Origin of the sequence: Streptomyces albipurpureus, assembly GCF_023701525.1 — a bacterium.
Classification (GTDB): domain Bacteria; phylum Actinomycetota; class Actinomycetes; order Streptomycetales; family Streptomycetaceae; genus Streptomyces; species Streptomyces albipurpureus.
The window spans coordinates 39,113-62,799 of the sequence record NZ_JAMQAW010000030.1; the positions used below are offsets into that span (position 1 = coordinate 39,113).

Genomic DNA, 23,687 nt, shown 5'->3' on the forward strand with positions numbered 1-23,687 from the left:
TTACCCCCGGGGGTATTCTGGAGCCTCCGGAACGACCCTGGCGAGGCTCACCACGGGGGTGTCACGGTGCGCTTATGACCGAGTTCAGAAAGGGCTATGCCGCGTAGGCGCCCATCCGTGGTGCGGGACGGCATCCCCGTACGCGTGAAAGGCCGGCACCGCTATTCGGTGATCGACGGGCTCTCCGGCAGTTGCATGGCTCAGATCGTGCGGCTGGAGCAGACCCGCTTCCGGCCCGGTGAGACGGCAGCGGCATTCCGCGACTGGTGGGCACTGGCTCATCGCTCCCGGCAGTGGTACGCCCCGCTGTCATTCGCGGACTGCTCCTACTGCGAGGCACCGGAGTGCTGCGAGCCGACCGCGTTCCCCCGCGATCAGCTGGAGGACACCCTGCGGGCGCTACCCAGGAGACCGGCTCGTGAGCTGCGAGTCCTGGTGCGGGAGTTGGACGCCAGGATCCTCGCGAGGTCTCCGCTACTTCTCGCCGAGCCCTCGGACGCCTACTGGTGGGTGGCCTGATGAGCGGCCCCGAAAATCAGCCGCGGGCCCCCGTGACCAGGTCGGTCACAGCAGGTCGACCACACCGGTGACGATCGCCGTACCCGGCTCGCCGACGGCTGCGGCGGCCTAGCCGCTCTCCTGTGTCTCCTGCGTCTCCTGTGTCTCCGCCCCATCAGCTCGTCCGCCTCTACGCCCATCCCGGCGAAGCCCCGCCGACGGCACTGCCGTCGGCGGGGCTTCGGTCCGTAGCGCGCAGCAGCCAGAAGCGCGGTTGGGATGAGTCCCACGGTAGTGCGCGGCACTGACAACGGGGTTTACCTCAACCGGTGTTGCGAAAGGGGGAGCTGGTTTCACGGGAGGGAAGGAACCGGCGAGCCCGGGCCCGCCGCTTGTCTGACCTCGGCTTCCCACGGTGCGACCCCTGCGGCGTGCGGTGGTGTCGGGGCCGACCGGCCCGAAGGACGCCAGGTGTTCCAGGCGTCCATCCGCCGGGAGGGGACTCCCCAATGAGCGGAGAGCGCGGAGAGAGCGAAGAGCGGGGAGCGCGGGAGAAGGGAGCGCCGGGGGGAGAAGGGAGCGCCGGGGGGGAAGGGAGACCCGGCGGTGTCAGTGGGGTCGGGTACTCTCCGCCTACTCTCTGTCGCACTCCCCCTACCGCTCGAACGACCACTGCTCCAACGACTACTTCCCAGCAACGCGATTGAGCAGCAGACACCCGGAGGTGGGTATGACGTGGCGGTGCTCCGGGCTCAGCTGGCCCCAGGGAGCGCGGATGGCTGTTCTGCGGTGGGAAGGGGGGCGGGTGAGCCCCCTGATCGCCGGAAAGAGCCTCGGCTTCCGGGCCGAGGGCGTGCGCCGATGCGTCGGCGCACGGGGCAACCCCTGTCCGTCGCGGATCGAGGTGGCGGCCCATCTCACCGCGGCGCGCTGTGCGGAGTGCGGGCGCCTGGAGCGAGCCCATTCGGTGGCCGCCGACACCCTCGCCGATGACCCCAGGACCTATCGCGTCTATCTCGCCTGGTTCGGCCCTGGTCTGGTCAAGGTCGGCATCACCGGCGAGGAGCGGGGCTCCGCCCGGCTGCTGGAGCAGGGAGCGGTTGTCTTCAGCTGGCTCGGGCGCGGCCCGCTGATGGCCGCCCGCCGGGCCGAAGAGCTACTGCGTGGTGCGCTGGGAGTGCCGGATCGGATTCCCTACGCCGCCAAACGCGCCGTACTCGCCACCCTCCCCACGAATGCCCGGGAGCGGGCGGCCGAGGTCGAGGAACTGCATCGGCGGGCCACCGAGCTGGGGCGCTGGACCGAGACCCTGGAGCCGCTCGGCTGTGAAATCGTCGATCACACCGCGGTGTTCGGGCTCGGCGGCCTCCCGGCGCCGACCGGTTTCGTCCGCGGGCTCATCGACGGCGGAGCGGTCGCCGGCACCCTGATCGCCGTTGCCGGACCGGATCTCCATCTGCGTACCGCAGGGGATGGCCTGGTCGTCCTGGACACCCGGTTGATGACCGGATGGTCCCTCATCGGTGCCGGCCCCACGGCCGGAGTGTCCGTGCCGATGGCCAGCGCGGTCAGCTCCGACGGGGACGGCCTCATCCAGGACGGGCTCTTCTGACGGGTGCCGCGGGCATCCGGGCTCGGCCCGGCGGGGCCGCTGGGGGGTGCCGCAACCGGCTGGTGACGACGGGCCGGGGTCGCGGTTTCCGGCGCCCGGCGCCGGTCGTTCACGGGCCGGGTCCCGGGTCGGCCTGTGGCAGCGCAGAGGCCCAAGGAGCGAAAGCCACCGTTTTCTCAGAGAAATCACAGATCGAGGCAAGGTCGTTCTCAGAGCGGGCGCCCAAGCTGGCCGCCATGACCACGACTTCGCACCGGAGACATACCGAGATGCTCAGGCAGGACGGCACACCCGTCCGTGTTCTCGTCGTGGACGGCGAGGCGGCGCTGAGCGAGCTGCTGTCGATGGCCCTGCGCTACGAGGGTTGGGAGGTACACAGCGCCGATGACGGTGCCGACGCCGTCCGTTCGGTGCGGGACTTTCGGCCGGACGCCGTGGTCCTCGATGCGCTACTCCCCGATGTGGAGGGGCTTTCGGCCCTGGGCCGACTACGGCGGGAGATCCCCGGTGTGCCGATGCTCTTCCTCACCGCCGGAGACGCGGCGACCCAGCGCATCGCCGGCCTCACCGCCGGCGGTGACGATGTCGTCGCCAAACCCTTCGCGCTGGAGGACCTGGTGGCCAGGCTGCGCGGGTTGATCCGGCGTTCAGGGGCCACGGCGGTGCGCCCGGGGTCGCTGCTCTGCGTCGGCGACCTCCTCCTGGATGAGGACAGCCGCGAGGTGAGCCGCGCCGGTCAGTCCATCCATCTGACCGCGACCGAGTTCGAGCTGCTGCGGTATCTGATGCGCAATCCACGGCGGGTGCTCAGCAAGGCGCAGATCCTCGATCGCGTCTGGTCCTACGACTTCGGCGGCCAGGCCAATGTGGTGGAGCTCTATGTCTCCTACCTGCGCAAGAAGATCGACGCGGGTCGGACCCCGATGATCCACACCCGTCGGGGCGCCGGCTATCTGATCAAGCCCGGGGAGTAGGACCACCGGAGCTATACGGCGTAGGACAGTACCTGTACGGTGTACGAGACAATCGGGCACCGTACAAGGAGCTGGCATGACGGCCACCACCGCCGAGACCGACCCGGCCACCACCGGGGGGCACCCCCAACGCTGGCTGATCCTCGGCGTCATCTGCCTCGCCCAGCTCGTCGTACTGCTCGACAACACCGTTCTGAGCGTGGCCATCCCCTCCCTCACCAGGGAACTCGACGCCTCCGCCACCGACATCCAATGGATGATCAACGCCTACTCGCTGGTCCAGTCGGGCCTGCTGCTCACGGCGGGCAACGCGGCGGACCGCTATGGCCGCAAGAAGATGCTGATAGCCGGACTCGCCCTGTTCGGCGTTGGCTCGCTGGCCGCGGGGCTCGCCCAATCCTCCGACCAACTGATCGCCGCCCGGGCGGGCATGGGCATCGGCGGCGCACTGCTGATGACCACCACCCTCGCGGTCGTCGTCACCATCTTCGATGACACCGAGCGGGTCAAGGCCATCGGCCTCTGGGCGACCGTCAACTCCCTCGGCTTCGCCGCCGGCCCGCTGATCGGCGGAATGATGCTCAACCACTTCTGGTGGGGCGCGATCTTCCTGATCAACCTCCCGGTGGTGGCGCTGGGACTGTTCGCCGCCGTCGTACTCGTACCGGAATCCAAGAACCCGCAGGGCGACCGCCCCGATCTCCTGGGCGCGGTGCTCTCCACGATCGGGATGACGGCGGTGGTGTACGCGATCATCTCCGGCCCCGAGCACGGCTGGACCTCCACCCACGTACTGCTCTCGGCCGCGCTGGGCGTCCTGGTGCTGGGCGCCTTCGTACGGTGGGAGCTGAGCATTCCGTATCCGATGCTCGATATGCACTTCTTCCGCAACCAGCGCTTCATCGGGGCGGTCGCCGGAGCGATCCTCGTCGCGTTCGGCATGGGTGGCTCCCTCTTCCTGCTCACCCAGCACCTCCAGTTCGTCCTGGGATACGGACCGCTGGACGCCGGGCTGCGCACAGCGCCCTTCGCGCTCTCCATCGTCGCGCTCAACCTCACCGGGGTCGGCGCACGGCTGGTGCGCCGGATCGGAACGCCGGCGACCATCGCCATCGGTATGGTCCTGGTGTCATCCGGACTGACCGCCGTCGCCCTTCTCGGCGACGACTACAGCGGAATGCTGCTCGGGCTGGTGGCCATGGGCGCGGGAGTCGCGTTCTCCATGCCCGCCATGGCCAACGCGATCATGAGCGCGATCCCACCGGCGAAAGCAGGCGTGGGGGCGGGCATCAACGGCACCCTGGCGGAGTTCGGCAACGGCCTGGGCGTCGCCATCCTCGGCGCGGTGCTCAACTCCCGCTTCGCCGCGCTGGTACCGACCGTGATGGGTGCTGCCTCGCTGCCGGCCGCACTCGCCGCGGCGACCAGCGACGGCGAACGGGAACGGATCACGGACGCCTTCGCCGCCGGTTTGGAGACCAGCCAACTGGTCGGGGCCGTCGCCGTGCTGGCCGGTGGACTCCTGGCCGCCCTGCTGCTGCGCCGGGCTGAGCGGGCAGACTCCCTCAAGGCCGCGCAGTAGCCCGCTGGGAAGATCGCCCGGGTGCGGGAGTCAGCGGACCCCCGGCCACGGCATAGCATCGAGAGCCGGATGGACCAGGGCATTTCTCCCCACCCATCCGACCTTCTGACCCAATCGAGGAGGATGGCGCGATGGTGAGTGCGGCCGACCGAGCGAAGGGGCCCGCGCGGTCCAGTGTGTGGCTGGATGAACAGCGGGGCCGCACCCGCAAACAGGCCCAGCCCGCAGGGCTCGACCGCGCCAAGATCGTCGACGCGACGGTACGACTGCTCGACTCGGAAGGGGCCGCCCGCTTCTCGATGCGGCGGCTGGCCGCCGAACTGGAGGTCACGGCGATGTCGGTCTACTGGTACGTGGACACCAAGGACGATCTCCTGGAACTCGCCCTGGACGCGGTGTTCGCGACGGTACGCGCGCCTGATGTCTCCACCCCAGGGGAGTGGCGGGAGCAACTGCGGGCGCTCGCCGTCTCCTATCGGGCAGCGCTGGTACGCCACCCCTGGGCCTCCTCGCTGATCGGAACGTTTCTGAACATCGGCCCCCACTCGATCGCCTTCGCCCTGTCCACACAGCAGGTCATGCGCAACACGGGGTTGTCACCGCGCGGGCAGCGGGGCGCCCTCGCCGCGGTACTCCAGTTCATCTATGGATTCGGCACTCACGAAGGGCACTTCATCCAGCGGTGCGACGCCGCGGGGATGAGCCAGGACGAGTTCATCCGCGAGGCGATGGTCACGGTCAACGAGGAGCCGGGGTTGAAGGAGAGCTTTGAGACCATGGCGTATCTGAACGAGACCCGCAGCGAGAACACGGTGTCGCAGCAACAGGACCAGGACTTTGACTGCGCACTTGAGCTCCTGGTGGCCGGCATCGAGGCCATGGCGGCCAGGGAACGGGCTTAGGGCCCCAGGGATCAGGATTTCCTGGCCACGGGGTCGGGCGTCTGGTGGTTCTTCAGCGCGACTTCCTTGATGAAGATCATCAGCACCAGCGCCACCAGCGCGAACGGCGCCGAGTAGAAGAACACATCGGCCACGCCGTGCCCGTACGCCCCTTCCAGCACCGTACGCATCGGCTCGGGCACCACCGTCAGATCGGGGATGCCGCCCCCCGCGGTCCCGCCTTCGCCCAATCCCGCGCCACGCGGGCCCAGATCGGCGATTCCGGTCTCCACATGGTGGGTGATTCTGGTGCTCAGGATCGCGCCCAGGGCCGAGACCCCGATCGCGCCGCCCAGCGAGCGGAAGAAGGTCACCACGGAGGACGCCGCACCCAGGTCCTGCGGTGCCACCTGGTTCTGGACGCAGAGCACCAGGTTCTGCATCACCATCCCCAGGCCGAGCCCCAGCACGGTCATATGGAGGGCGACCAGCCAGTAGTCGGTGTCGTACCGGATCGTCCCCAGCAGGGCCAGGCCCGCCGTGACCAACGCTCCACCGCTGACGAGCCAGGATTTCCAGCGACCCGTCCTGGTGATCAGTTGACCGGAGAGTGTGGAGGAGAGGAAGAGACCGCCGATCATCGGGAAGGTCATCACCCCGGACATGGTCGGCGACTCACCCCGGGCCAGTTGGAAGTACTGGCTGAAGAACACCGTGCCGGCGAACATCGAGACGCCGACGAAGAGCGATGCCAGCGAGGCGAGGGTGATGGTGCGGTTGCGGAACAGCCGCAGCGGGATGATCGGTTCACTGGCCCGGGACTCGACGTAGACAAAGGCCAGGCCGAACGCCAGCGCTCCACCGATCATCGCCGCCGTCTGCCAGGACAGCCAGGCGTACCGATCACCGGCGAAGGTCACCCAGATCAGCAGCAGCGAGACCGCCGCACTGACCAGGAACGCTCCCGTCCAGTCGATCTTCACGGGGCGTTTGACCACGGGCAGGCTCAGCGTCTTCTGGAGGACGAAGAGAGCGATCAACGAAAACGGCACACCGACCAGGAAGCACCAGCGCCAGCCGAGCCACTCGGTATCGGTGATCACACCGCCGAGCAGCGGTCCGCCCACCGTCGCCAGCGCGAAGGTCGCTCCCAGATAGCCGCTGTACCGGCCACGCTCCCGGGGGGAGATCATCGCCGCCATGATGATCTGCGCCAGCGCGGAGAGGCCACCGACCCCAACGCCCTGGATGACTCGGCAGGCGATCAGCGCCTCGGTGCTCTGGGCGAGCCCGGCAAGTACGGAACCCGCCGCGTAGATCAACAGGGATATCTGGACCAGCAGCTTCTTGCTGAACAGATCGGCCAGTTTGCCCCAGAGCGGTGTGGTCGCCGTCATGGAGAGCAGCGTCGCCGTCACCACCCAGGTGTACGCGCTCTGCCCTCCGCCGAGGTCGCCGATGATCTGCGGCAGGGCGTTGGTGACGACCGTGGACGACAGAATGGCGACGAACATGCCGAGCAGCAGCCCGGAGAGCGCCTCCATGATCTGTCGATGGGTCATCGGCGGTATGTCGACCGGACTATGACCTCCTCGTACACCGGATGGTGCGGTCGTGGCCATGGGCATCCTCTGCTTCTGCTGCGTCACGTGGGCGTGGCCGTCACATGGAAGTGCGGGAAGGGCGAAGGGCCCGGGCCTCGGTGGCCCGGAGCGGCACTAGGCCCGAAGGGGAGTAGGAGCCTGGAGCTCGGCGTGATCGAGTACCTGGCAGGTCGGGAAGTCGACGGACCCCAGAGGCCGGTCGGCCGGAGACTGCACGGCCGGGTCCGCAAGGGGGTCCGCCGGAAGCCGATCGGCCGGGGGCAGCACGTCGGGGTCCGCAAGGGGATCGGCCGGAGACTGCGCGGCCGGGTCCGGAGTCCGAGGGACCGGGGGCTGTGTGGGGAGGGCGTCAGTGGAATCGCGCGGATGCCGGATCGTGGAGAGCGACCGGCAGTCCCCGAAGGAGTCCCGCAGCCGGGCGAGCAGGGCGTTGAGCTGGCCCACGTCGTCATCGGACCAATCGTGGAGCGTGCGGGCGAACATCTCGGTCGTACGCCGTGCGAGTTCATCGATCACGTCCTTGCCCGCCGGGGTCAGCCGCAGAATGCGGGACCTCCGATCACCGGGGTCCGGGCAGCGTTCGATCCAGCCGCGCTCAGCGGCGTGGGCGACATGCCTACTGGTCACCGACATATCGACGGCGAGCAACTCGGCCATGGCGCTGAGGCGCATCTGGCCGTTGCGATGAAGCAGGGCGAGCACCGCGGCGGGCCCGGAAGGGCAGTCGACCGGAAGCGTCCGCGCGAGTGCTCGCCGCAGTGCTCCGATGGCGCTGAGCTCACGCGCCAACTCCGCGTAATGACTGTCTGCGGCCACTCCGCCGACCCTCCCCTGATTGTTGCTTAGGGCAACCATAGAGACTGTTGGTTGCTACAGGCAAATGAAATGCGGGCTTACAGGAGTAAAGGAAGCCCAAAGAAGTCCCACCCTCGAAAGGCCCGGGCCCTCTCGCCCCTCCCATCCCTCGTGAACCGAGGGAGGCGTGCTGGGTCGTGAACGGAGGTAGGCGTTCTCGGCGCGGGGTCGGCGGTCGGATCCGGGGTCGGTGATGTCGATGTCGCGGTGGGGCCCTTGGCTGTCAGCGCTCGACGGGGTCGGTCCCAGTCCGCCAGATGAAGACCTCGGTACTCGGCTGGCGCTCGGAGAACCGGCCCGACGGGGAAGACTCCAGCAGCAGCTGGCGAAGGTCGGACTCGAAGTCGTCCCGGCGGGCTCCGAACAGATGCGGAGCCGATGACGACATCGAGAACGCCCAGGCGACCACGTCGTCAGATGTCCGTTCCCATGCCTGCCCGCCGGGAGCGACACGGCGCTCCGGGCCGGAGAAACCCGCTCGGGCGAGCACCGCGGCCTCACCACCGGGGGTCCCAGCCAGCAGCACGCCCTGGCCGGCTCGTCGCACCGGCCCCAGATACTGCCTGACCAGCTCGTCGATCTCGGCATAGGGCACGGCCGGGTAGGGCAGCCCGGCGACGGATCTCACCTCTGTCTTCACATCCGAGATATGCACCAGCGCCCCGCCGGGTCGCAGCATCCCCCGTACGGTCATCGCCACCAGCTCCCGGTCCATCCAGTGGAAGGACTGGGCGAAGGTCGCCACGGTGAAGGTGCCGAGACCCGCGGGCAGTTCCTCGGCCCGGGCCCGCACCCATCGGGCCTTTCCGGCGACTCCCGCCTCGCTGGCCCCTCGCTCGGCCTCGGCGATCATCCCGCTGTCCGGGTCCACCCCGACGATCTCGCTGAACACCTCGGCCAGCCGCAGAGCGAGGGTCCCCGGCCCGCACCCCACGTCGAGAAGGCGTCCACGCCCATCGAGCCCCAGCGCCCCGGTGAGCACATCCACGAGTCCGGGTGCGTAGGGGAGCCTTCCGCGCTCGTAGTAACTGGCCGCACCCAGGAACAGCGTGTCGTCCCACACCCAGTCAGCAGCCATATCCGCCCACCGTCATCCACAGGGATCGTGCTCAGCGGCTCCGATGATTCCACGGCCCGCACCATCTGGCCTGGGCAAGCGCGTCAGCTCCTCGCCCTGGGTACGGTGGCCACCCCTGACCACACTCACGCCCGCATCGCACTGATTCCCATCAAGCCCAAGCACCTCAAGGGCCCTCAGAGCCCTCAAGAGTCTTCAAGGACAACAGCTCTCGCCCATCCAGTGGCCCCGCACAGTGCTGCAACCGTTCGAATTCGGTCGCCCCGGGGTTGGGCGGGAAACGAGGGATTCGCTAGGGTCGTGGCCCATGGCACACAACCCGCATGCTCCCCAAGGCCAGGGCCCCGAGGGCAACTACGACCCCGCGGGCAGCACCCAGATGTTCCGCGCGTTCGTCGACGAGGCGGCACCCCAGGGTGGCCGTCGACGCGCGGCGGCTCCGAAGTCCGGCCCCAGCATGGGACTGATCATCGGTGTGGTCGCGGCGGTCGTGGTGGTCGCGGCGGTGGCCTGGCTGGCCATCAGGTAGGGGCCGACCCGCTCATCTCACCCGTTCACGGGTACGCCGGGGAGCCCGGACTCTCTGTCAGGGCCCGGACGCCTTGTCAGGGCCAGCACCGCGTCGGGTACGCCCTGGCCGGTGTCACCGGGGCTACTGGCACGCCATGGGCGCCCGGCCGAACCCGTGCTGGTCCCAGAACCTCGCTCGCGCGTTCCGCGAGAGCTCATGCGATACGGCCCTGGGAGCCCGCCGGGCCGTCCGAGTCGACTCACTCGCCCATGCGGACGGCCACACCACCCAGTCCCGGAGCACGGGCACCACCCGAGCCGATGCCGGAGATCCGCACGCCGCATCGCGGCAAGGTGCCTCACGCCTGGTCGTCCAACACGGCCGTCCAACGAGAAGCCCCTGTGCGCCCGGTGGTACTTCCAGAGGTCTGCTGGCCAACGGGCCCCAGAAAAGCCGGCCGTCAGCTAGCAAACCCCTGGAAGGGCGTCAGTCGGAGATCAGGCCTTCTCGCAACTGTGCGAGTGTGCGCGTCAGCAGCCGGGAGACATGCATCTGCGAGATGCCGACCTCTTCCCCGATCTGCGACTGCGTCATGTTGGCGAAGAAGCGCAGCATGATGATCTGCCGCTCCCTCGGGGGGAGTTTGGCGAGGAGCGGCTTCAGGGACTCGCGGTACTCAACGCCTTCCAGCGCTGTGTCCTCGTAGCCCAACCGGTCCGCGAGGGACCCCTCGTTGCCGTCGTCCTCGGGGGACGGCGAGTCCAGCGAGGAGGCGGTGTAGGCGTTGCCCACGGCGAGGCCGTCGACCACGTCCTCCTCCGACACACCGAGTACGGCGGCCAGTTCGGGCACGGTGGGCGAGCGGTCCAGACGCTGCGCCAGCTCGTCGCTGGCCTTGGTGAGCGCGAGTCGCAGCTCCTGAAGCCGGCGCGGCACACGCACCGACCACGAGGTGTCGCGGAAGAAACGCTTGATCTCACCCACGACCGTCGGCATCGCGAACGTGGGGAATTCCACGCCCCGTTCGCAGTCGAAGCGGTCGATCGCCTTGATCAGGCCGATCGTGCCGACCTGGACGATGTCCTCCATCGGCTCGTTGCGGCTGCGGAACCGGGCCGCTGCGTACCGCACGAGAGGGAGGTTCAGCTCGATGAGCGTGTCACGCACATACGTACGCTCGGGGCTGTCGCCCGTTCCCGAGTCATCCAGCGCGCGTAGGCGCAGGAACAACGAACGGGAGAGCGTACGAGTGTCGATGACTTCCGAGCTGTCAGGCGTGACAGGTGCGGGAGCGCTCTTTGTGAGCGTAAGCACCTTCGAGCTGCCCTGTTCTGCGGACATGCCACCCCCTTGAGGTCGCGGACGGTCGCGGTGGCCGCGACCAACGGAGGAACGCAGCCTGCACCTGAGATACCGGCGTCGAGGCTGCGGCAAACGCGTCTCCCGCAGAATGTCACATGTCGGCAACACGTCGAAACGATTTGTCGATATGAGTTTGATGAATCCCCGCAGCCAGCAAGGGGTGTGCGGTTATTGATTTGGCCGAAAGTCGCCCGAATGGGTTGTACCCGTTACAGCTACGCTTCGATTCTATTTGCGGATCGCAATCGGGCGAAGCTGCGGGCCAACAGCCTTGACACATGCATCTGGGATACGCCCAGTTCCTGGCTGATCTGGGACTGCGTCAGATTGCTGTAATAGCGGAGCATCAGAATCCGCTGCTCCCTCTCGGGCAGTTGTACGAGTAGATGCCTGACGAGATCCCGGTGCTCGACCCCGGCCAGCGCCGGGTCCTCATAGCCGAGACGGTCGAGCAGCCCCGGCAACCCGTCTCCTTCCTGCGCCGCTTCCAGCGAGGTCGCGTGGTACGAGCGGCCCGCCTCGATGCAGGCGAGGACCTCGTCCTCGCCGATCTTCAACCGCTCGGCGATCTCGGCGGTCGTGGGGATGCGGCCGTGGAGGGTCGTCAGGTCCTCGGTCGCGCCGTTGACCTGCACCCACAGTTCATGGAGGCGGCGGGGGACATGGACGGTGCGCACATTGTCCCGGAAGTATCGTTTGATCTCGCCGACGACCGTTGGCATCGCAAACGTCGGAAACTGGACGCCTCGATCGGGGTCGAAACGGTCGATCGCGTTGATGAGGCCGATCGTGCCGACCTGGATCACATCCTCCATCGGCTCGTTGCGGCTGCGGAACCTGGCCGCCGCGTACCGCACCAGGGGGAGATTGGCCTCGATCAGAGCGCCGCGCACCCGCGAGTGGTCCGCGGTTCCCGGCTGAAGGCACTTCAGTTCGCCGAAGAGCACCTGGGTGAGCGCCCGGGTGTCAGCGCCCCTGCTCTGCCGGGCTCGGGGAGCGTCCTCGTCCTCGGACTCGACCAACAGCGGCCCGTCCGCGGCGGAGATCGCCGCGGAGGGGGTCCCAGACGCCATCGGCGGGGCTGCCGCCGAGCCGGCGAACAGTCCAGGGGTCGAGGCAGCGGTCGTCGCCCGGACGGGGCCTCCACCCGGGCCCGGCGCAGGGGCCGCCCCTGGCGCCGGGGAACGGGCGGGGAGCGGAGGGGTCACGGACGGGGGTTCGTCAGGGCGCTCGTTCTGGGGCAGCGCCTGAGGTGCGGTACTGGCCGGCACGTTACGCCACCCCTTTGCGGTCAACTACGGTCAATTCATCCGTCAAAAGCGGTCATAGCATCACAAGACATGTCCACTGTGTGCAAGCACCAGATAACGCCGTGTTGAAGGCAAGTTGGGATTTAAACCTCAAAAAGCCCCTCGCCCATGCGGGCGAGGGGCCGTTTGAGGACGGTTGGGAAAGTCGTCCCGAGCAGATCAGAGACGGCTGAGAGCCGCCCGAGGTGATAGGGGCGGCAAGAGCCCAAGGCTCAGAACTCGTAGTCGGCGATCACCCACGTGGCGAACTCGCGCCACTGTCCGGCCGCTGCCTGATGCGCCGGATGGTCGATATAGCGCTTCAGCGCATCGTGGTCGATCACGGCGGAGTTGATCGCGAAGTCATAGGCGATCGGCCGGTCGGTGATGTTCCAGGCGCACTCCCAGAACTCCAGCTCCGGCACCAGCCCGCCCAGCTTCACAAAGGCCTCGGCGGCGGCGATCACCCGCGGCTCATCGCGCTGAACACCCTCATTGAGCTTGAAGAGGACCAGGTGGCGGATCAAGGGGGCACTCCTCAGGGGTCCGGAGGGCGGCCGGGGTTCTGGTTCACCAGCCGGGTTCTAGTTGACCAGCTGGGTCATAAACTCACCGACGCCCTTCGCTGCGTCCGACATGCCCTCGAAGCCTATCTCCACCAGGTCAGCAGCCCTGGAAGGGGATGTGATGATCGTGTACAGCACGAAGACGACAAGAATGTAGAGAATTACCCTCTTCGCCTGCACCATCAGTCCCTGCCTCCCCGTCGGACCCCTGCGGCCCCCTGCGACCCCTGTGGCTCTCCGATCTCCAGGTGATCGTGGAGAGTCGCGGAAGTCTAACCGAGCCTTTATGGACCAAGGGCCCTGCGATCGGGGCCCTTTGCCGATCCCCTACCGTCCGTCGAAGACGCACCATGGAGGAGAGCCCGCAGGGATCTGGCAGGAATCCAGCGGGCGAGGGACCGGCCCCACACTGCGGGGCCCACCGCCGCGTGTTTCCCCCGTTCCGCGGCACCGGGCTGGTGGGGCCGGTATCCCACGACGGGGGGAGCGGTTTCCCCCGATGCCGCTCCCCCCGACCCTCACTGCTCGCGGCTCGGATCCGTGCGGGCGCCACCCGCGGACACCCGGCGAAAACGCCCTCTGACCCCCGGCCCGAAACCATGCAGCCGCCCTGGCCGACTTCCATCGGTCGGGGCCTTTGGCGTACGGGCCCCTACCGGGCGATCGAGCTTCTTGGCCTCAGCCCCCGAGGAGCCGGCCCCAAGGAGTCGGGAACGTACCGCTGTTGCGGCCCTCTGATTCCCGGTTCCCGTCTCCCATCGGAACTCCGTCGCCGCCATGGAGGGAATCGACCGACCGTGACGGCCCAGCGGAGGGCATGGGCGACAGCGGCCCCGCGAACGGAAGCGGGCGGGGCAGCCCCCCGCGGCTTCGACTTCACCCCGCGGGGGAACACCGGGGCGGGATCAGAACTCTCCGCCAGCCACTCGTGCTCCGATCCCATCGATCAGGATCTGCACGGAGAACGCGAAGAGCGTGTCGGGGGAATCGGGTTGCCGGGTGTCTTCCTGGAGCCGGGTCAGATGGGGCAGGTCCCCTCCTGGCCCGTCCGGCTGGAGCCATGAGGGGAGCGGCTGGGAGTGTTCGGCGGGGTCCAGATGAGCCGGCGGGTGATCGTGCAGGCTGTCCTGGAACTCTACGAACCCCACGACCAGCCGGATCGTCTCCATACAGGCGCGGTAGGCATCGGGGAGCGGCAGTCCGACGGTCGCGTAGAAACCGATGAGGGCGTCGACATTGCGCAGCATCGTGGGATGGCGGGCCAGGGTGATGTTCTCGCGTAGGGCGAGGCTGGTCATTCCCGGATGGCGGCGGTAGTGGGCTCGCAGGTCCGCGCAGTACGCGCGTAGGTCCGTGCGCCAGCGGTCCGGGGTCGGGACCAGTTGCGGGGGCTGCCAGTCCGCTTCAAAGATCTCGGCCGCGACGGTGATCAGATCGCGTCGGTCCTCCACGTAGTTGTAGATCGCGCGCGGAGACACCCCGAGATCGGTCGCGAGCGAACGCATGGTCAGCTCGGCCGGACCCCGGCGACCGAGGAAGTCCAGCGCGGCCCGGCCGATGGACTCACGGGTCAAGGTCGCGCGGCCCTTGCGATGGGTGGGCCGGCGTCGGGCCGGAGGTTCGCTGCTCATGCTCATCAGAGCCCCGAGGCTAGCAAGTCCGGCCACCGCATCCGATTGAACTTCACACATGTTGACTTTAAGAGCGGCGGGCGCCAAGGTGCTCTCGGTAAGGGGACCCTCACCTGTTCCCCACCACAGCTGCCGCGGGAGACATCAATGCGCATGGCCGGACTCGTCATGGACTTCACCCCCCTCCGCGAGAACCGTGACTTCCGGCTGCTGTACTGCGGCTTCCTCGGGGCTCTGCTCGGCACTCTGATGACCAGCGTGGCGGTGGCCGTGCAGGTGTACGACGCCACGGGGTCGCCCTCGCAGATCGGTCTGGTCAGCCTGGCGCGGGCGCTGCCACTCATCGTCGGCCTGCTGATCGGCGGCGTTCTGGCGGACCGCTTCGACCGCCGGGCGCTGATGCTGGTCACCCGCCTCCCGCTGACGCTCGTCGCGGGCGCGCTCGCCGTCAACGCACTACTGCCGGACCCCAGGCTCTGGGTCATCTACGGGGCGACAGGCCTCACCGGTCTGTTCGCCGGGCTCGGCGGACCGGCCATGCTCGCCGCCATCCCCGCCCTCGTCGGCACCGAACGCCTGGCCGCCGCGGGGGCGTTGACCGCGGCCTCCACCCAGTTCGCGGCACTACTGGGTCCCGCCATCGGCGGCCTGCTCATAGCCGGACCGGGAGTGGCCTTCTGCTACGCCCTCGACGCGGCCGGGTTCCTCGTGTTCTCCGCCGTCCTCTTCTTCGTACGGCCGCTGCCGCCACCGAAGAAGCCGAACCCAGCGGAGGCCGACGGCCCCAGCAACGGCGTCCGGCAGGTGTTCGCCTCAGTCGCCGACGGGCTGCGCTTCGTCCGCGGTAAGCGCCTCGTCGTCGCACTGCTGCTCATCGATGCCGCCGCCATGGTGTTCACCATGCCGCAGGCGCTCTACCCCGTCCTCGCGGACCAGCAGTTCGGCGGCGGGCCCGGTGTCGTCGGCCTGCTGTACGCGGCCCCCGCGCTAGGCGCCCTGGTCGGCGCCGCCACCAGCGGCTGGACCGCCCGCGCAGGCGGCCACGCGCTGATCGGGGCCGTACTGCTGTGGGGCGTCTCGCTGACCGGCTTCGGCGCGAGCTCCTGTCTACCGCTCGCGCTCGTCTTCCTCGCCCTCGCCGGACTCGGCGATCTGATCTCCGAAACCCTGCGCTCCGCACTTCTCCAACACGGCACACCGGACGGGCTACGAGGCCGGGTCAGCAGCCTCTGGCTGGTGCAGGCGACGGTCTCCCCCGCGCTCGGCAACGCCGCCGTCGGCTTCCTCGCCGAACTCACCAGCGCCCGCGCAGCCGTCATCACCGGCGGCCTGATCTGCGTCGGCGCGGCCCTGACCGTCGCCGCCGCCTTCCCCGCCCTGCGCCGAGCGACCCTCACGACGCCGTCGGCACACACCGAGAAGCAGCCTGAACTCTCCTGAAGCACTCTTCTCAAAGACTCTTCTCAAGGGCTCTTCTCAAGCAAGGACGGCTGGGCTCACGCCAACGCGTCCGCGTCCGACCATCGGCTGGGTCCCCCTTGAATGTCGTTTCCGCAGTTCAGAAGGGTGCAGAAAGCGGTAGCGGAGGGATGTGAACCCTCGCTGACTTGCGCCACACCGCCTTTCGAGGCCTGTTCCCGCTGGTCAGTGCGCGATGCGGCGCTGTTCGCAGTCGTTCATCTCCGTACGCCGTCCCGCTGTCGCGGTGGTGCGCGTACGGGTGCGAACAGCCGTGAACGCAGGCGAACGAGACGGAGACGGAGACTGGGACGCTGGATCAGTCAGCCGCGATCAATGTCTCCATCTCGCTCGGTGTCCATTCACCGGCTACTCCCGGGGCCTGCGCAAGGTAGTGGGCAACCGCTGTCTCCTCCCATGCGTGGGATGAGAGAAGACCGAGGGCCAGATGCCGCAGATACGCGGACGACGGCCTGGTGACGGCGACGTCCCGGCACCGCCAAGGAGCGGTGAAGGTCACCACGGGAATCCCGCCCAGGGAGCCGGGGCACACCAACGTTTCGTAGCGCCCCGGCCCCAGAGCGACCCTTCCCTCCGCGAGCACGGAGTTGAGGTCAAGGTCTCTACCGGGGGCCTCATACATCTCCTGTGCGGCGATGTCGGCGAACTGTTCGGCGGTGACGAGATGCGCACGCGCCCACAGGACGCCGTCGGCATCGGGGTCGTAGAACGCCCTGCCTCCGGTCCAGACAGGTGACTCGGTCGCGAAATACAGCAACCCTGGAACCTCGATCGCGACGGAGCGCCGAGGCGGGCTGCTGTCACGGCAGCCGGGGTAGGTCCTTGCCGCTCCGGAAGGCTGACCGCCGACGATGTAGTACCGGAGTCGGTCCGGGTCCGTGTTGGACCCGTAGGACGCGTACCAGACCAGGCCTGATGGGTCTGGGGAGCTGGGAACTGCACCCAGGCGGTGGACGGTGCTCACGTAGTCACTCCGCGAAGACGTCGTATCGGATGACATGGCGGTGGCCTGGAGGAATCGTGACCATCGCCCTCAGGGGCCTGTCGTCCTTGTCGTACCCGGTCCTGGTGTGGACCGCGACCGGCGCTGTCGACACGGTCTCGGATCGGCACATGGTCGGCACCGTCCGAACGGGCCTCGCTGAACAGGTCGACGGTCTGATCCGGCAGGCGGACACGACCGGCCCGGACGATGACCACGGACTCGCTGGGGCCCTCGTACCGGCCGATTGAGACGGAAATTGAGATGGAGAACGAGCGAGGGGCGGACCTCATGAGGTCCGCCCCTTCGTTCACCAGCGGTAGCGGAGGGATTTGAACCCTCGGTGACTTGCGCCACACTCGCTTTCGAGGCGAGCTCCTTCGGCCGCTCGGACACGCTACCGGGAGAGAGCTTAGCCCAAGGTGGCCCGTGCGCAGAAATCCATATCCCAACTGGTGCGGGGACCGGCCTGGGCGGGTGGCCGATCTGTGCACCGGCCCGGAGGAGAAGTCCGTGGGGAGTCCACCGGTGGACTCCCCGTGGACGTCAACGGTCGCGGAAGAACGTGGTCAGCTGCTGTGCGCAGGCCTCCGCCAGTACGCCGGTGATCACCTCGGGGCGATGGTTGAGGCGCCGGTCGCGCAGGACGTCCCAGAGCGACCCGGCCGCGCCCGCTTTCTCGTCCCTCGCACCGTAGACGACCCGATCGACACGGGACTGCACGACGGCACCCGCGCACATCGTGCAGGGCTCCAATGTGACGACCAAGGTGCAGTCCGTCAGTCGCCAGCCGCCCAGCCGCTCGGCCGCTCGGCGGATCGCCAGCACCTCGGCATGGGCGGTCGGGTCGCCCGTCAGCTCGCGTTCGTTGTGCCCAACGGCCAGGAGTTCACCGCCCTGGTCGAGCACGACGGCGCCGACCGGCACATCGCCGGACCGCGCCGCCCGCTCCGCTTCCGCCAGGGCGAGGCGCATGGGCGCCTCCCAGGGACCCTGTACGAGGTCCCGTTCAGATGCTGTTCCCGTCACTACCGGACGGTCTCCAGCACATCGGCGACGCCCAGGGCGTCCGCGATCTCCGGCATCGCATCCGTCTCCAGTGCCAGCAGCTCCTTATCCGAGAGGCCGAGGTCCGACAGGATGTCCCGGTCACCTACCGGCCCGGGCGGCACGGCGTCGGCCGCCACCGGGGGCTCGGCGTCACCGTCATCGGTGTCGCGGTCGTCGGGCTCCCCGTCCTCGGTACCGTCGAGGTCCAGTGCGTCGAGGTCATCGGCCGGGTCGTCTTTGTCCCTGCCGAGCAGTTCATTGGTGAGGATTTCTCCATAGGAGGAGCGGGCGGCCGACGCCGCGTCCGAGACGAAGATGCGAGGGTCGTCCTCGCCCTCCACCCGAACGACGCCGAACCAGGCGTCCTCCTGCTCGATGAAGAGGAGCACCGTGTCCTCGTCCACCGAGGCCTCGCGGGCCAGATCGGCCAGATCGGACAGGGTCTCCACATCGTCGAGCTCTGTGTCGCTCGCTTCCCACCCGTCATGAGTGCGCGCGAGCAGTGCGGCGAAGTACACCGTGACTCTCCCACTGATCAGAGGTGTGACGATTGGGCGGAGCGCTGTTGCGTGCCCCGCTCACTCGGAATCGTGGCAGAAACCGGAGCTTTGCGAGAGGTCTTCCGTCGTTGAGTCGGCCATCAGTTCTCAACTGGGCCTGTTGGGGTAACCCGTGCCCAGTGCTGTGAGAGCGCGCTCATCGGGGTGTTGCGGGGGTGTTGGCGAAGACCGCCCCGCGGTCGTCACCGGCTTCCCTCAACCGTCACAAAAGCGCACGTGGGAGCGGCCGGGAAAGAAGACTGACGCCCCGTACAGGCAGGGCCGCTCCATGAGTGCGCCACCCGACGATCCATCACCCGAGCGCCCACACCGCGCCGGCAGGCGCGGTGCTGGGAGATCACCCTATGAGCGGACACGAGGTCTTAGGGCGAAGGGGCGAAGCCGGCCCTCAAGGGGCAGGGGATCGAGAACCGCCGCGGTCAGGGCGCCAGCGCGGCCCGCGGCCGATCAAGAGGACGGAGACAGGGGCCGGGAGCTCCAGGAGCCCGCGAAGCAGGCGATCGGCTACCAGCGGAACGTTCGCATACGCATCTGCTGCCGCATCCGTGCTGCCCGGGCGCGTCGTGGCTGGACCCGATCACGCAGCGCCTTGGCCTCGTTCAGTTCGCGCAGGAAGTGCGCCCGCCGCCTTCTGCGCTCCGCGTCGTTCTCGGTCTCACCCTCGTACTTCCTGGTGTCCTCGGGCTCCCTGCCCTCCGTTCCCGCTCGGGCGCGCCACTCGCGCTCGCGTTCCGGATGTTCCGGTTCCGGCATCGACCACACCACCCCATGGCTGGACGTCTGCCTCCACCTTCCCTCCGAAACCGCCCTTGATGCGAACCGGGCTACTGTTGGTGACATGCGGATTCATGTCGTCGACCACCCGCTGGTGGCGCACAAACTCACCACACTGCGCGACCGGCGCACCGATTCCCCGACCTTTCGGCGGCTCGCTGATGAGCTGGTCACCCTGCTCGCCTACGAGGCGACCAGGGACGTCCGCACCGAGCAGGTGGACATCGAAACCCCGGTGACGCGGACCACGGGCGTCAAGCTCTCGCACCCGCGCCCGCTGGTCGTGCCGATCCTCCGCGCGGGCCTGGGCATGCTCGATGGAATGGTGCGGCTGCTGCCGACCGCCGAGGTGGGTTTCCTCGGGATGATCCGCGATGAGGAGACCCTGGAGGCGTCGACGTACGCCACCCGGATGCCGGAGGACCTCTCGGGCCGGCAGGTCTATGTTCTGGATCCCATGCTGGCGACCGGCGGGACACTCGTCGCGGCGATCAATGAGCTGATCAAGCGCGGTGCCGACGATGTGACCGCGGTGGTGCTGCTGGCGGCGCCCGAGGGTGTCGAGGTGATGGAGCGCGAACTCGCGGGCGCACCGGTGACGGTCGTCACGGCGTCGGTGGACGAGCGGCTCAATGAGCAGGGTTACATCGTTCCCGGCCTGGGCGATGCGGGTGACCGTATGTATGGAACGGCCGACTGACCACCGCTGATGAGACCCGGCGCCGTCAACCGCCCCCGGTGAGGGCGTAGGGCGCGGCAGCCGTCGCGCCCTGTCGGCTACGGCGGATGCCCCGCGTCACCGATACGGCTCTGCCCCGGCCCTGGCGTGAGCCAGCGGTCCGGGGCAGAGCCGTGTGCGCAGCCGTATCGAACGAGCCGTCAGCACTTGCCCGAGGGCGCGGGGACCGGTTTGGCCAGTGCCGCGAGTGCGGCATCCGCGGTCGGCTTCGGCAGCAGCGTGGTGAAGGCGGTACCGAGGATGAGGTCGACATCGGCCGTCTTACGGGCGTCGGCCTTCGCCATCGCCCCCTTCACCTGAGTGCCCAGCACCTGGAGCGAACCGTTGACCGCGGTGGGCGACCCCAGCAACAGCCCCGTGTTCAGCACCTTCTTGTCGTACGCCGCTGTGGCGTTGCCCACCTTGCCGATGGTGAAGCCCCGTTTCTTCAGCTCATCGGCCGCGGCCTTGGCCAGGCCGCCGCGCGGTGTGGCGTTGTAGACATTGACCGTGATCTGAGCCGGTTTGAGTGTCACCACGGGCCGGGCCGAGGCCCCGGGGACCGGCTTGCAGTCCGTCTTGCGGGCGGCGGTCGTCCTGGTATCGCCGTCGTCGGTGAACACATCGATGAGCTGGACCGTTCCCCATCCGGCCAGCCCGAGGGCGGCCACCGCGGCAATGGCCGCCACGACCAACCTGCGGCGATTGCGGGGGCGTCGCATTCGGGGATACCTGTCGCCCGTGATGCGGTACTTTCCGCCCATGCCGGGAGGAGTCAGCATGCTCATGGGGGCAGCGTAATGCGACCCAGCGTCCGAGCGTACAAAATGATCAACCGTTTGGGTCCGTAAGGTCCCCGAAAGAGCCCGAAAGGGTCAGCCAACGGTCGCAGGCGCCACTCCGGGCACCTGCCCGCACCGGACCGGCTCAGCCCAGCTCAAGCACCCGGGCGTGCAGAACCTGACGCTGCTGGAGTGCCGCGCGAACGGCGCGGTGCAGTCCGTCCTCCAGATAGAGGTCGCCCTGCCACTTCACGACATGCGCGAAGAGGTCGCCGTAGAACGTGGAGTCCTCGGCGAGCAACGTTTCGAGATCCAGCTGCCCCTTGGTGGTGACGAGCTGATCGAGGCGGACCGGGCGCGGTGCGACATCCGCCCATGCCCGGGTACTTTCCCGGCCATGGTCGGGGTAAGGCCGGCCGTTTCCGATGCGCTTGAAGATCACACGGAAAGCCTACCGGGCAAGGGGCTCCGGGCGCAGCCATGACGACCGAGTGCGATCTTGGGCAAAACGCCCAAGGCCGGAGAATCAGGGGTGCCTTATGGGCGAGAGCACGGCCCATCTCGCGCAGAACATCGCCTCGGGGTACGCGTTCTCCGGTGCGGCAACCGTTCTGGACGCCCGACTCGGGGACGGGAGATGTCTCGCCGAAACCCCGATCCGAACTCCGCTCGCCGTGCGCGATCGACCTCGCCCTGTGCGATGGACACGGCCTGATCGCCGGCGCCCCCGGTACGGGCGGGCGCAAGGCCCTCCAGTTGTTCGCCGAACGGCTGTCAGCGCCGGGGTTGCGTCTTCCTCGCCAACGTACTCGCCGACATCAGGGCACTGCCTCGGGGATCTCGGCGCATGGTCTCCCCGAGGGGCGGGTGCAGGAGCGCACTGGCGGAGTGTCCCCTTCCCCCTTGGGTAGTCGGGGTCTCGCCGGCCGTCTCGTACGCGATCTCCCACCGAGCACGGGCCGGGTACGGTCCACCGCTGCGGCGCCCGCGAACGGATCGGTCGCCGGCGCACGCCGGACCGTCGCCCGTGCCCGCCAACGGACCACCGCCCTGGTGCGCTGGGATGCGCGGGGCCTGGGCCGGGAGGTCCCTGGGGCCACTGAGGGCTGCGCCGCCCTCGTGACGCCCGGTCAGTACGCCTGCGGACCGCCTCCGGACCGGCTCCGGCCCCGCCCGGCATATGACCTGTGCCGAACGGGGCCGGAGCGTCCCAGCGGGTGGTGCTACTCGGTCACTTCCTCATGGCCGTCGTGCAGTCCGCCACCGCTGCCCGTGCCCGGGGTCGTCGGAACCGAGACCACCGGCTTCTTCAGGGAGCTGAGGTCGTGGGCGTAGGTGCCCACGGCGTTGGCGATGATGCCGATGTTGACCTTGAAGGCCTTCAGGCTGATGTTGTTGATGTCATCGCCCTTGGCGTGGTAGTTCGGGTCGTACGCCAGCCCGGCCGTACCGCCGAACTTCGCCGCCTGCTCCGCCGACTTGACGCCCTCGGCACCCGTGAAGGTACCGCCCGACGGGATGCCGACCTCGATGAACGGGCCGTAGTCCGAACGGCCGCTGAAGTCCGTGCCCTCGTGCGGAGTGCCCCGCTTGTCGAGGAACTCGTTGATGTCCCGCTCCAGCTGAGCCGAGCCCTCCGGGCCGGGGCCCGCGCCGACACCGTCGGAGTTGTCACCGTCGTACACGAACAGGCCGTAGTTCGGCGAGGCGATCATGTCGAAGTTCAGATAGAGCTTGATCTCCTTCTTGCCGAGGGAGCTCAAGCCTGCGACGTACGCCTTCGAGCCGAGCAGTCCGCTCTCCTCGGCGCCCCACCAGGCGAAGCGGATCTTGTTGGTGGGTCGCTTCTCCGCCTTGGCCAGCTGCTCGGCGACCTCCAGCAGACCGGCTGAACCGGAGCCGTTGTCGTTGATGCCGGGGCCCTCGATCACGGAGTCGAGGTGCGAGCCGAGCACCACGGTGTCGGCCGCGTTGCCGCCGCGGGTCTCCGCGATGACGTTGTTGGTGGTCCGCGTCTCCTGGATCTGACGGATCTCGAAGGAGACGTTCACCGGTCCGGCCCCGAGATCGGCGACCAGCTTCTCGCCGTCGGCCTGGGTGACTCCACCGGTCGGGATCTTCCCCGCTGCGGAATCACCGAGGGTGCCGCCCAGGGCTCCCGCGGTGTTGTTGTAGATGATGGCGCCGGCCGCGCCGGCGGCCCCCGCCGCCGCCTGCTTCTCGGCGAAGGTGCAGCCACCGCGCTTGATCAGCGCGATCTTCCCGGTGAAGGTTCCGGAAGCGTAGTCGGTGGCCTCACAGCCGGTGGTGGCGTCCACCGGGACAGCGACCAGATCGGCCTTGACTCCGCCCACCGGGGTGGACTTCGTATACGTCATGGCCCTGATGGAAATATCACGCGGTGTGGGCGAAACCACCGAAAGCTTCTCGGCGAGGGTTTCGGTGTAGCTGAAGCTGAAAGGCTCGTAACGGACGTTATAGCCGTACTTCTTCAGCTGCTGGTAGACATATGCGGCGGAAGCGTCATAGCCAAGACTGCCGGCGACGCGATGGCCGCCGGCGGAGTCGGCTATCCGCTGGAATTTCTTCAGGTGGTCATGGGCGTCATCGACGTCCGACTTGGCCACCAGTTTCTTTGCCAGCTTCGCGGCCTTCTGCGCCGCCCGGTCGCCCGGATTGTGGCGATCGGCAGCGGAGGGAGAGGCGGATGCCAGCAGGAGCGGGGTCGCGAGTGTGGCGGCAGCCAGAGTGGCCACGGCTCTGCGACGGGATGCCTTCACAGAGTTCCTTCCCGGAATGGACAGGGTCGAAGGGAAGCTAGCGACAATGCCGGGTATCTGGGAATGCTTGTGCCCCAACTCACGTCGAATTTCATCTCATCGCCATGCGCCGGAGTCCG

23 protein-coding genes, 1 tRNA gene and 2 pseudogenes are annotated in these 23,687 nt (G+C 68.2%); 10 read left to right on the top strand and 16 right to left on the bottom strand.

Going from position 1 to position 23,687, the window contains the following annotated elements; all coding sequences use genetic code 11:
- The first annotated feature begins 96 nt into the window (after positions 1-96).
- The 5 genes from NBG84_RS24270 (at position 97) to NBG84_RS24290 (ending at position 5,568) form a co-directional block, all read left to right on the top strand.
- Positions 97-519: a hypothetical protein gene (locus tag NBG84_RS24270; protein ID WP_250921701.1), complete on the top strand. Its 423-nt coding sequence runs from the start codon at positions 97-99 to the stop codon at positions 517-519.
- A gap of 709 nt (positions 520-1,228) precedes the next feature.
- Complete coding sequence (locus tag NBG84_RS24275) at positions 1,229-2,110, top strand: DUF2797 domain-containing protein (RefSeq protein ID WP_425608688.1); 882 nt, start codon at positions 1,229-1,231, stop codon at positions 2,108-2,110.
- 236 nt (positions 2,111-2,346) lie between these two features.
- The gene (locus NBG84_RS24280; RefSeq protein ID WP_285367546.1) at positions 2,347-3,084 is read left to right on the top strand and encodes a response regulator transcription factor; all 738 of its coding nucleotides are present in this window, start codon (positions 2,347-2,349) and stop codon (positions 3,082-3,084) included.
- A 76-nt stretch (positions 3,085-3,160) separates the two neighbouring features.
- The gene (locus tag NBG84_RS24285; protein ID WP_250921703.1) at positions 3,161-4,666 is read left to right on the top strand and encodes an MFS transporter; all 1,506 of its coding nucleotides are present in this window, start codon (positions 3,161-3,163) and stop codon (positions 4,664-4,666) included.
- A gap of 131 nt (positions 4,667-4,797) precedes the next feature.
- Positions 4,798-5,568: a TetR/AcrR family transcriptional regulator gene (locus NBG84_RS24290; RefSeq protein WP_250921704.1), complete on the top strand. Its 771-nt coding sequence runs from the start codon at positions 4,798-4,800 to the stop codon at positions 5,566-5,568.
- A 50-nt stretch (positions 5,569-5,618) separates the two neighbouring features.
- On the opposite strand, the pseudogene NBG84_RS24295 reads toward NBG84_RS24290, so the two are convergent.
- The 3 genes and pseudogenes from NBG84_RS24295 to NBG84_RS24305 all read right to left on the bottom strand — a co-directional run.
- Positions 5,619-7,109 (bottom strand): annotated as a pseudogene (locus NBG84_RS24295) (MDR family MFS transporter); the annotation flags it as partial.
- A gap of 429 nt (positions 7,110-7,538) precedes the next feature.
- Positions 7,539-7,967 (bottom strand): annotated as a pseudogene (locus NBG84_RS24300) (MarR family winged helix-turn-helix transcriptional regulator); the annotation flags it as partial.
- A gap of 262 nt (positions 7,968-8,229) precedes the next feature.
- Positions 8,230-9,084: a class I SAM-dependent methyltransferase gene (locus NBG84_RS24305; RefSeq protein ID WP_250921706.1), complete on the bottom strand. Its 855-nt coding sequence runs from the start codon at positions 9,082-9,084 to the stop codon at positions 8,230-8,232.
- A 307-nt stretch (positions 9,085-9,391) separates the two neighbouring features.
- On the opposite strand from NBG84_RS24305, the gene NBG84_RS24310 reads away from it, so the two are divergent.
- Positions 9,392-9,613, top strand: a complete 222-nt coding sequence (locus NBG84_RS24310) for a hypothetical protein (RefSeq protein WP_250921707.1) — start codon at positions 9,392-9,394, stop codon at positions 9,611-9,613.
- 468 nt (positions 9,614-10,081) lie between these two features.
- On the opposite strand, the gene NBG84_RS24315 is transcribed toward NBG84_RS24310, so the two are convergent.
- From NBG84_RS24315 to NBG84_RS24335, 5 genes are all read right to left on the bottom strand, one after another.
- Complete coding sequence (locus tag NBG84_RS24315) at positions 10,082-10,936, bottom strand: RNA polymerase sigma factor SigF (protein ID WP_250921708.1); 855 nt, start codon at positions 10,934-10,936, stop codon at positions 10,082-10,084.
- Between the two features lie 236 nt (positions 10,937-11,172).
- The gene (locus tag NBG84_RS24320) at positions 11,173-12,201 is read right to left on the bottom strand and encodes an RNA polymerase sigma factor SigF (protein WP_425608692.1); all 1,029 of its coding nucleotides are present in this window, start codon (positions 12,199-12,201) and stop codon (positions 11,173-11,175) included.
- Positions 12,202-12,479: 278 nt separating this feature from the next.
- Positions 12,480-12,773, bottom strand: coding sequence for a Dabb family protein (locus tag NBG84_RS24325; RefSeq protein WP_250921710.1), 294 nt, complete (start codon positions 12,771-12,773; stop codon positions 12,480-12,482).
- 57 nt (positions 12,774-12,830) lie between these two features.
- Positions 12,831-12,995: a hypothetical protein gene (locus tag NBG84_RS24330; protein ID WP_250921711.1), complete on the bottom strand. Its 165-nt coding sequence runs from the start codon at positions 12,993-12,995 to the stop codon at positions 12,831-12,833.
- A gap of 722 nt (positions 12,996-13,717) precedes the next feature.
- On the bottom strand, positions 13,718-14,449 hold the full coding sequence (locus NBG84_RS24335; RefSeq protein ID WP_250921712.1) for a TetR/AcrR family transcriptional regulator: 732 nt from the start codon (positions 14,447-14,449) through the stop codon (positions 13,718-13,720).
- Positions 14,450-14,596: 147 nt separating this feature from the next.
- Here NBG84_RS24335 and NBG84_RS24340 point away from each other — a divergent pair, with 147 nt between their 5' ends.
- Positions 14,597-15,883 (top strand): MFS transporter, encoded by a 1,287-nt coding sequence (locus tag NBG84_RS24340; RefSeq protein WP_250921713.1) that lies wholly within the window; start codon positions 14,597-14,599, stop codon positions 15,881-15,883.
- 337 nt (positions 15,884-16,220) lie between these two features.
- On the opposite strand, the gene NBG84_RS24345 is transcribed toward NBG84_RS24340, so the two are convergent.
- Complete coding sequence (locus NBG84_RS24345; RefSeq protein WP_250921714.1) at positions 16,221-16,886, bottom strand: histone deacetylase; 666 nt, start codon at positions 16,884-16,886, stop codon at positions 16,221-16,223.
- A 56-nt stretch (positions 16,887-16,942) separates the two neighbouring features.
- Here NBG84_RS24345 and NBG84_RS24350 point away from each other — a divergent pair, with 56 nt between their 5' ends.
- The gene (locus NBG84_RS24350) at positions 16,943-17,155 is read left to right on the top strand and encodes a hypothetical protein (protein ID WP_250921715.1); all 213 of its coding nucleotides are present in this window, start codon (positions 16,943-16,945) and stop codon (positions 17,153-17,155) included.
- 66 nt (positions 17,156-17,221) lie between these two features.
- On the opposite strand, the gene NBG84_RS24355 is transcribed toward NBG84_RS24350, so the two are convergent.
- The 4 genes from NBG84_RS24355 to NBG84_RS24370 all read right to left on the bottom strand — a co-directional run bounded on the left by NBG84_RS24355 (position 17,222) and on the right by NBG84_RS24370 (position 19,267).
- Positions 17,222-17,306 (bottom strand) — tRNA-Ser (locus tag NBG84_RS24355).
- A 144-nt stretch (positions 17,307-17,450) separates the two neighbouring features.
- Positions 17,451-17,879 (bottom strand): tRNA adenosine(34) deaminase TadA, encoded by a 429-nt coding sequence (tadA, locus tag NBG84_RS24360; protein ID WP_250921716.1) that lies wholly within the window; start codon positions 17,877-17,879, stop codon positions 17,451-17,453.
- Between the two features lie 53 nt (positions 17,880-17,932).
- Positions 17,933-18,472, bottom strand: a complete 540-nt coding sequence (locus tag NBG84_RS24365; RefSeq protein ID WP_250921717.1) for a tRNA adenosine deaminase-associated protein — start codon at positions 18,470-18,472, stop codon at positions 17,933-17,935.
- A gap of 546 nt (positions 18,473-19,018) precedes the next feature.
- On the bottom strand, positions 19,019-19,267 hold the full coding sequence (locus tag NBG84_RS24370) for a hypothetical protein (RefSeq protein WP_250921718.1): 249 nt from the start codon (positions 19,265-19,267) through the stop codon (positions 19,019-19,021).
- A gap of 85 nt (positions 19,268-19,352) precedes the next feature.
- Here NBG84_RS24370 and upp point away from each other — a divergent pair, with 85 nt between their 5' ends.
- Positions 19,353-19,988, top strand: a complete 636-nt coding sequence (gene upp, locus NBG84_RS24375; RefSeq protein WP_250921719.1) for a uracil phosphoribosyltransferase — start codon at positions 19,353-19,355, stop codon at positions 19,986-19,988.
- Between the two features lie 179 nt (positions 19,989-20,167).
- On the opposite strand, the gene NBG84_RS24380 is transcribed toward upp, so the two are convergent.
- Both NBG84_RS24380 and NBG84_RS24385 read right to left on the bottom strand, forming a co-directional pair.
- Positions 20,168-20,794, bottom strand: a complete 627-nt coding sequence (locus NBG84_RS24380; protein ID WP_250921720.1) for a LytR C-terminal domain-containing protein — start codon at positions 20,792-20,794, stop codon at positions 20,168-20,170.
- A gap of 139 nt (positions 20,795-20,933) precedes the next feature.
- Complete coding sequence (locus NBG84_RS24385) at positions 20,934-21,230, bottom strand: type II toxin-antitoxin system VapB family antitoxin (RefSeq protein ID WP_250921721.1); 297 nt, start codon at positions 21,228-21,230, stop codon at positions 20,934-20,936.
- Between the two features lie 38 nt (positions 21,231-21,268).
- Here NBG84_RS24385 and NBG84_RS24390 point away from each other — a divergent pair, with 38 nt between their 5' ends.
- Positions 21,269-22,123, top strand: coding sequence for a helicase HerA-like domain-containing protein (locus NBG84_RS24390; protein WP_250921722.1), 855 nt, complete (start codon positions 21,269-21,271; stop codon positions 22,121-22,123).
- Here NBG84_RS24390 and NBG84_RS24395 read toward each other — a convergent pair.
- Entirely contained in the window at positions 22,012-23,568 is a 1,557-nt protein-coding gene (locus NBG84_RS24395; protein WP_250921723.1) for a M28 family metallopeptidase, read from the bottom strand. The genes NBG84_RS24390 and NBG84_RS24395 overlap by 112 nt on opposite strands.
- Between the last annotated feature and the right edge of the window lie 119 nt (positions 23,569-23,687).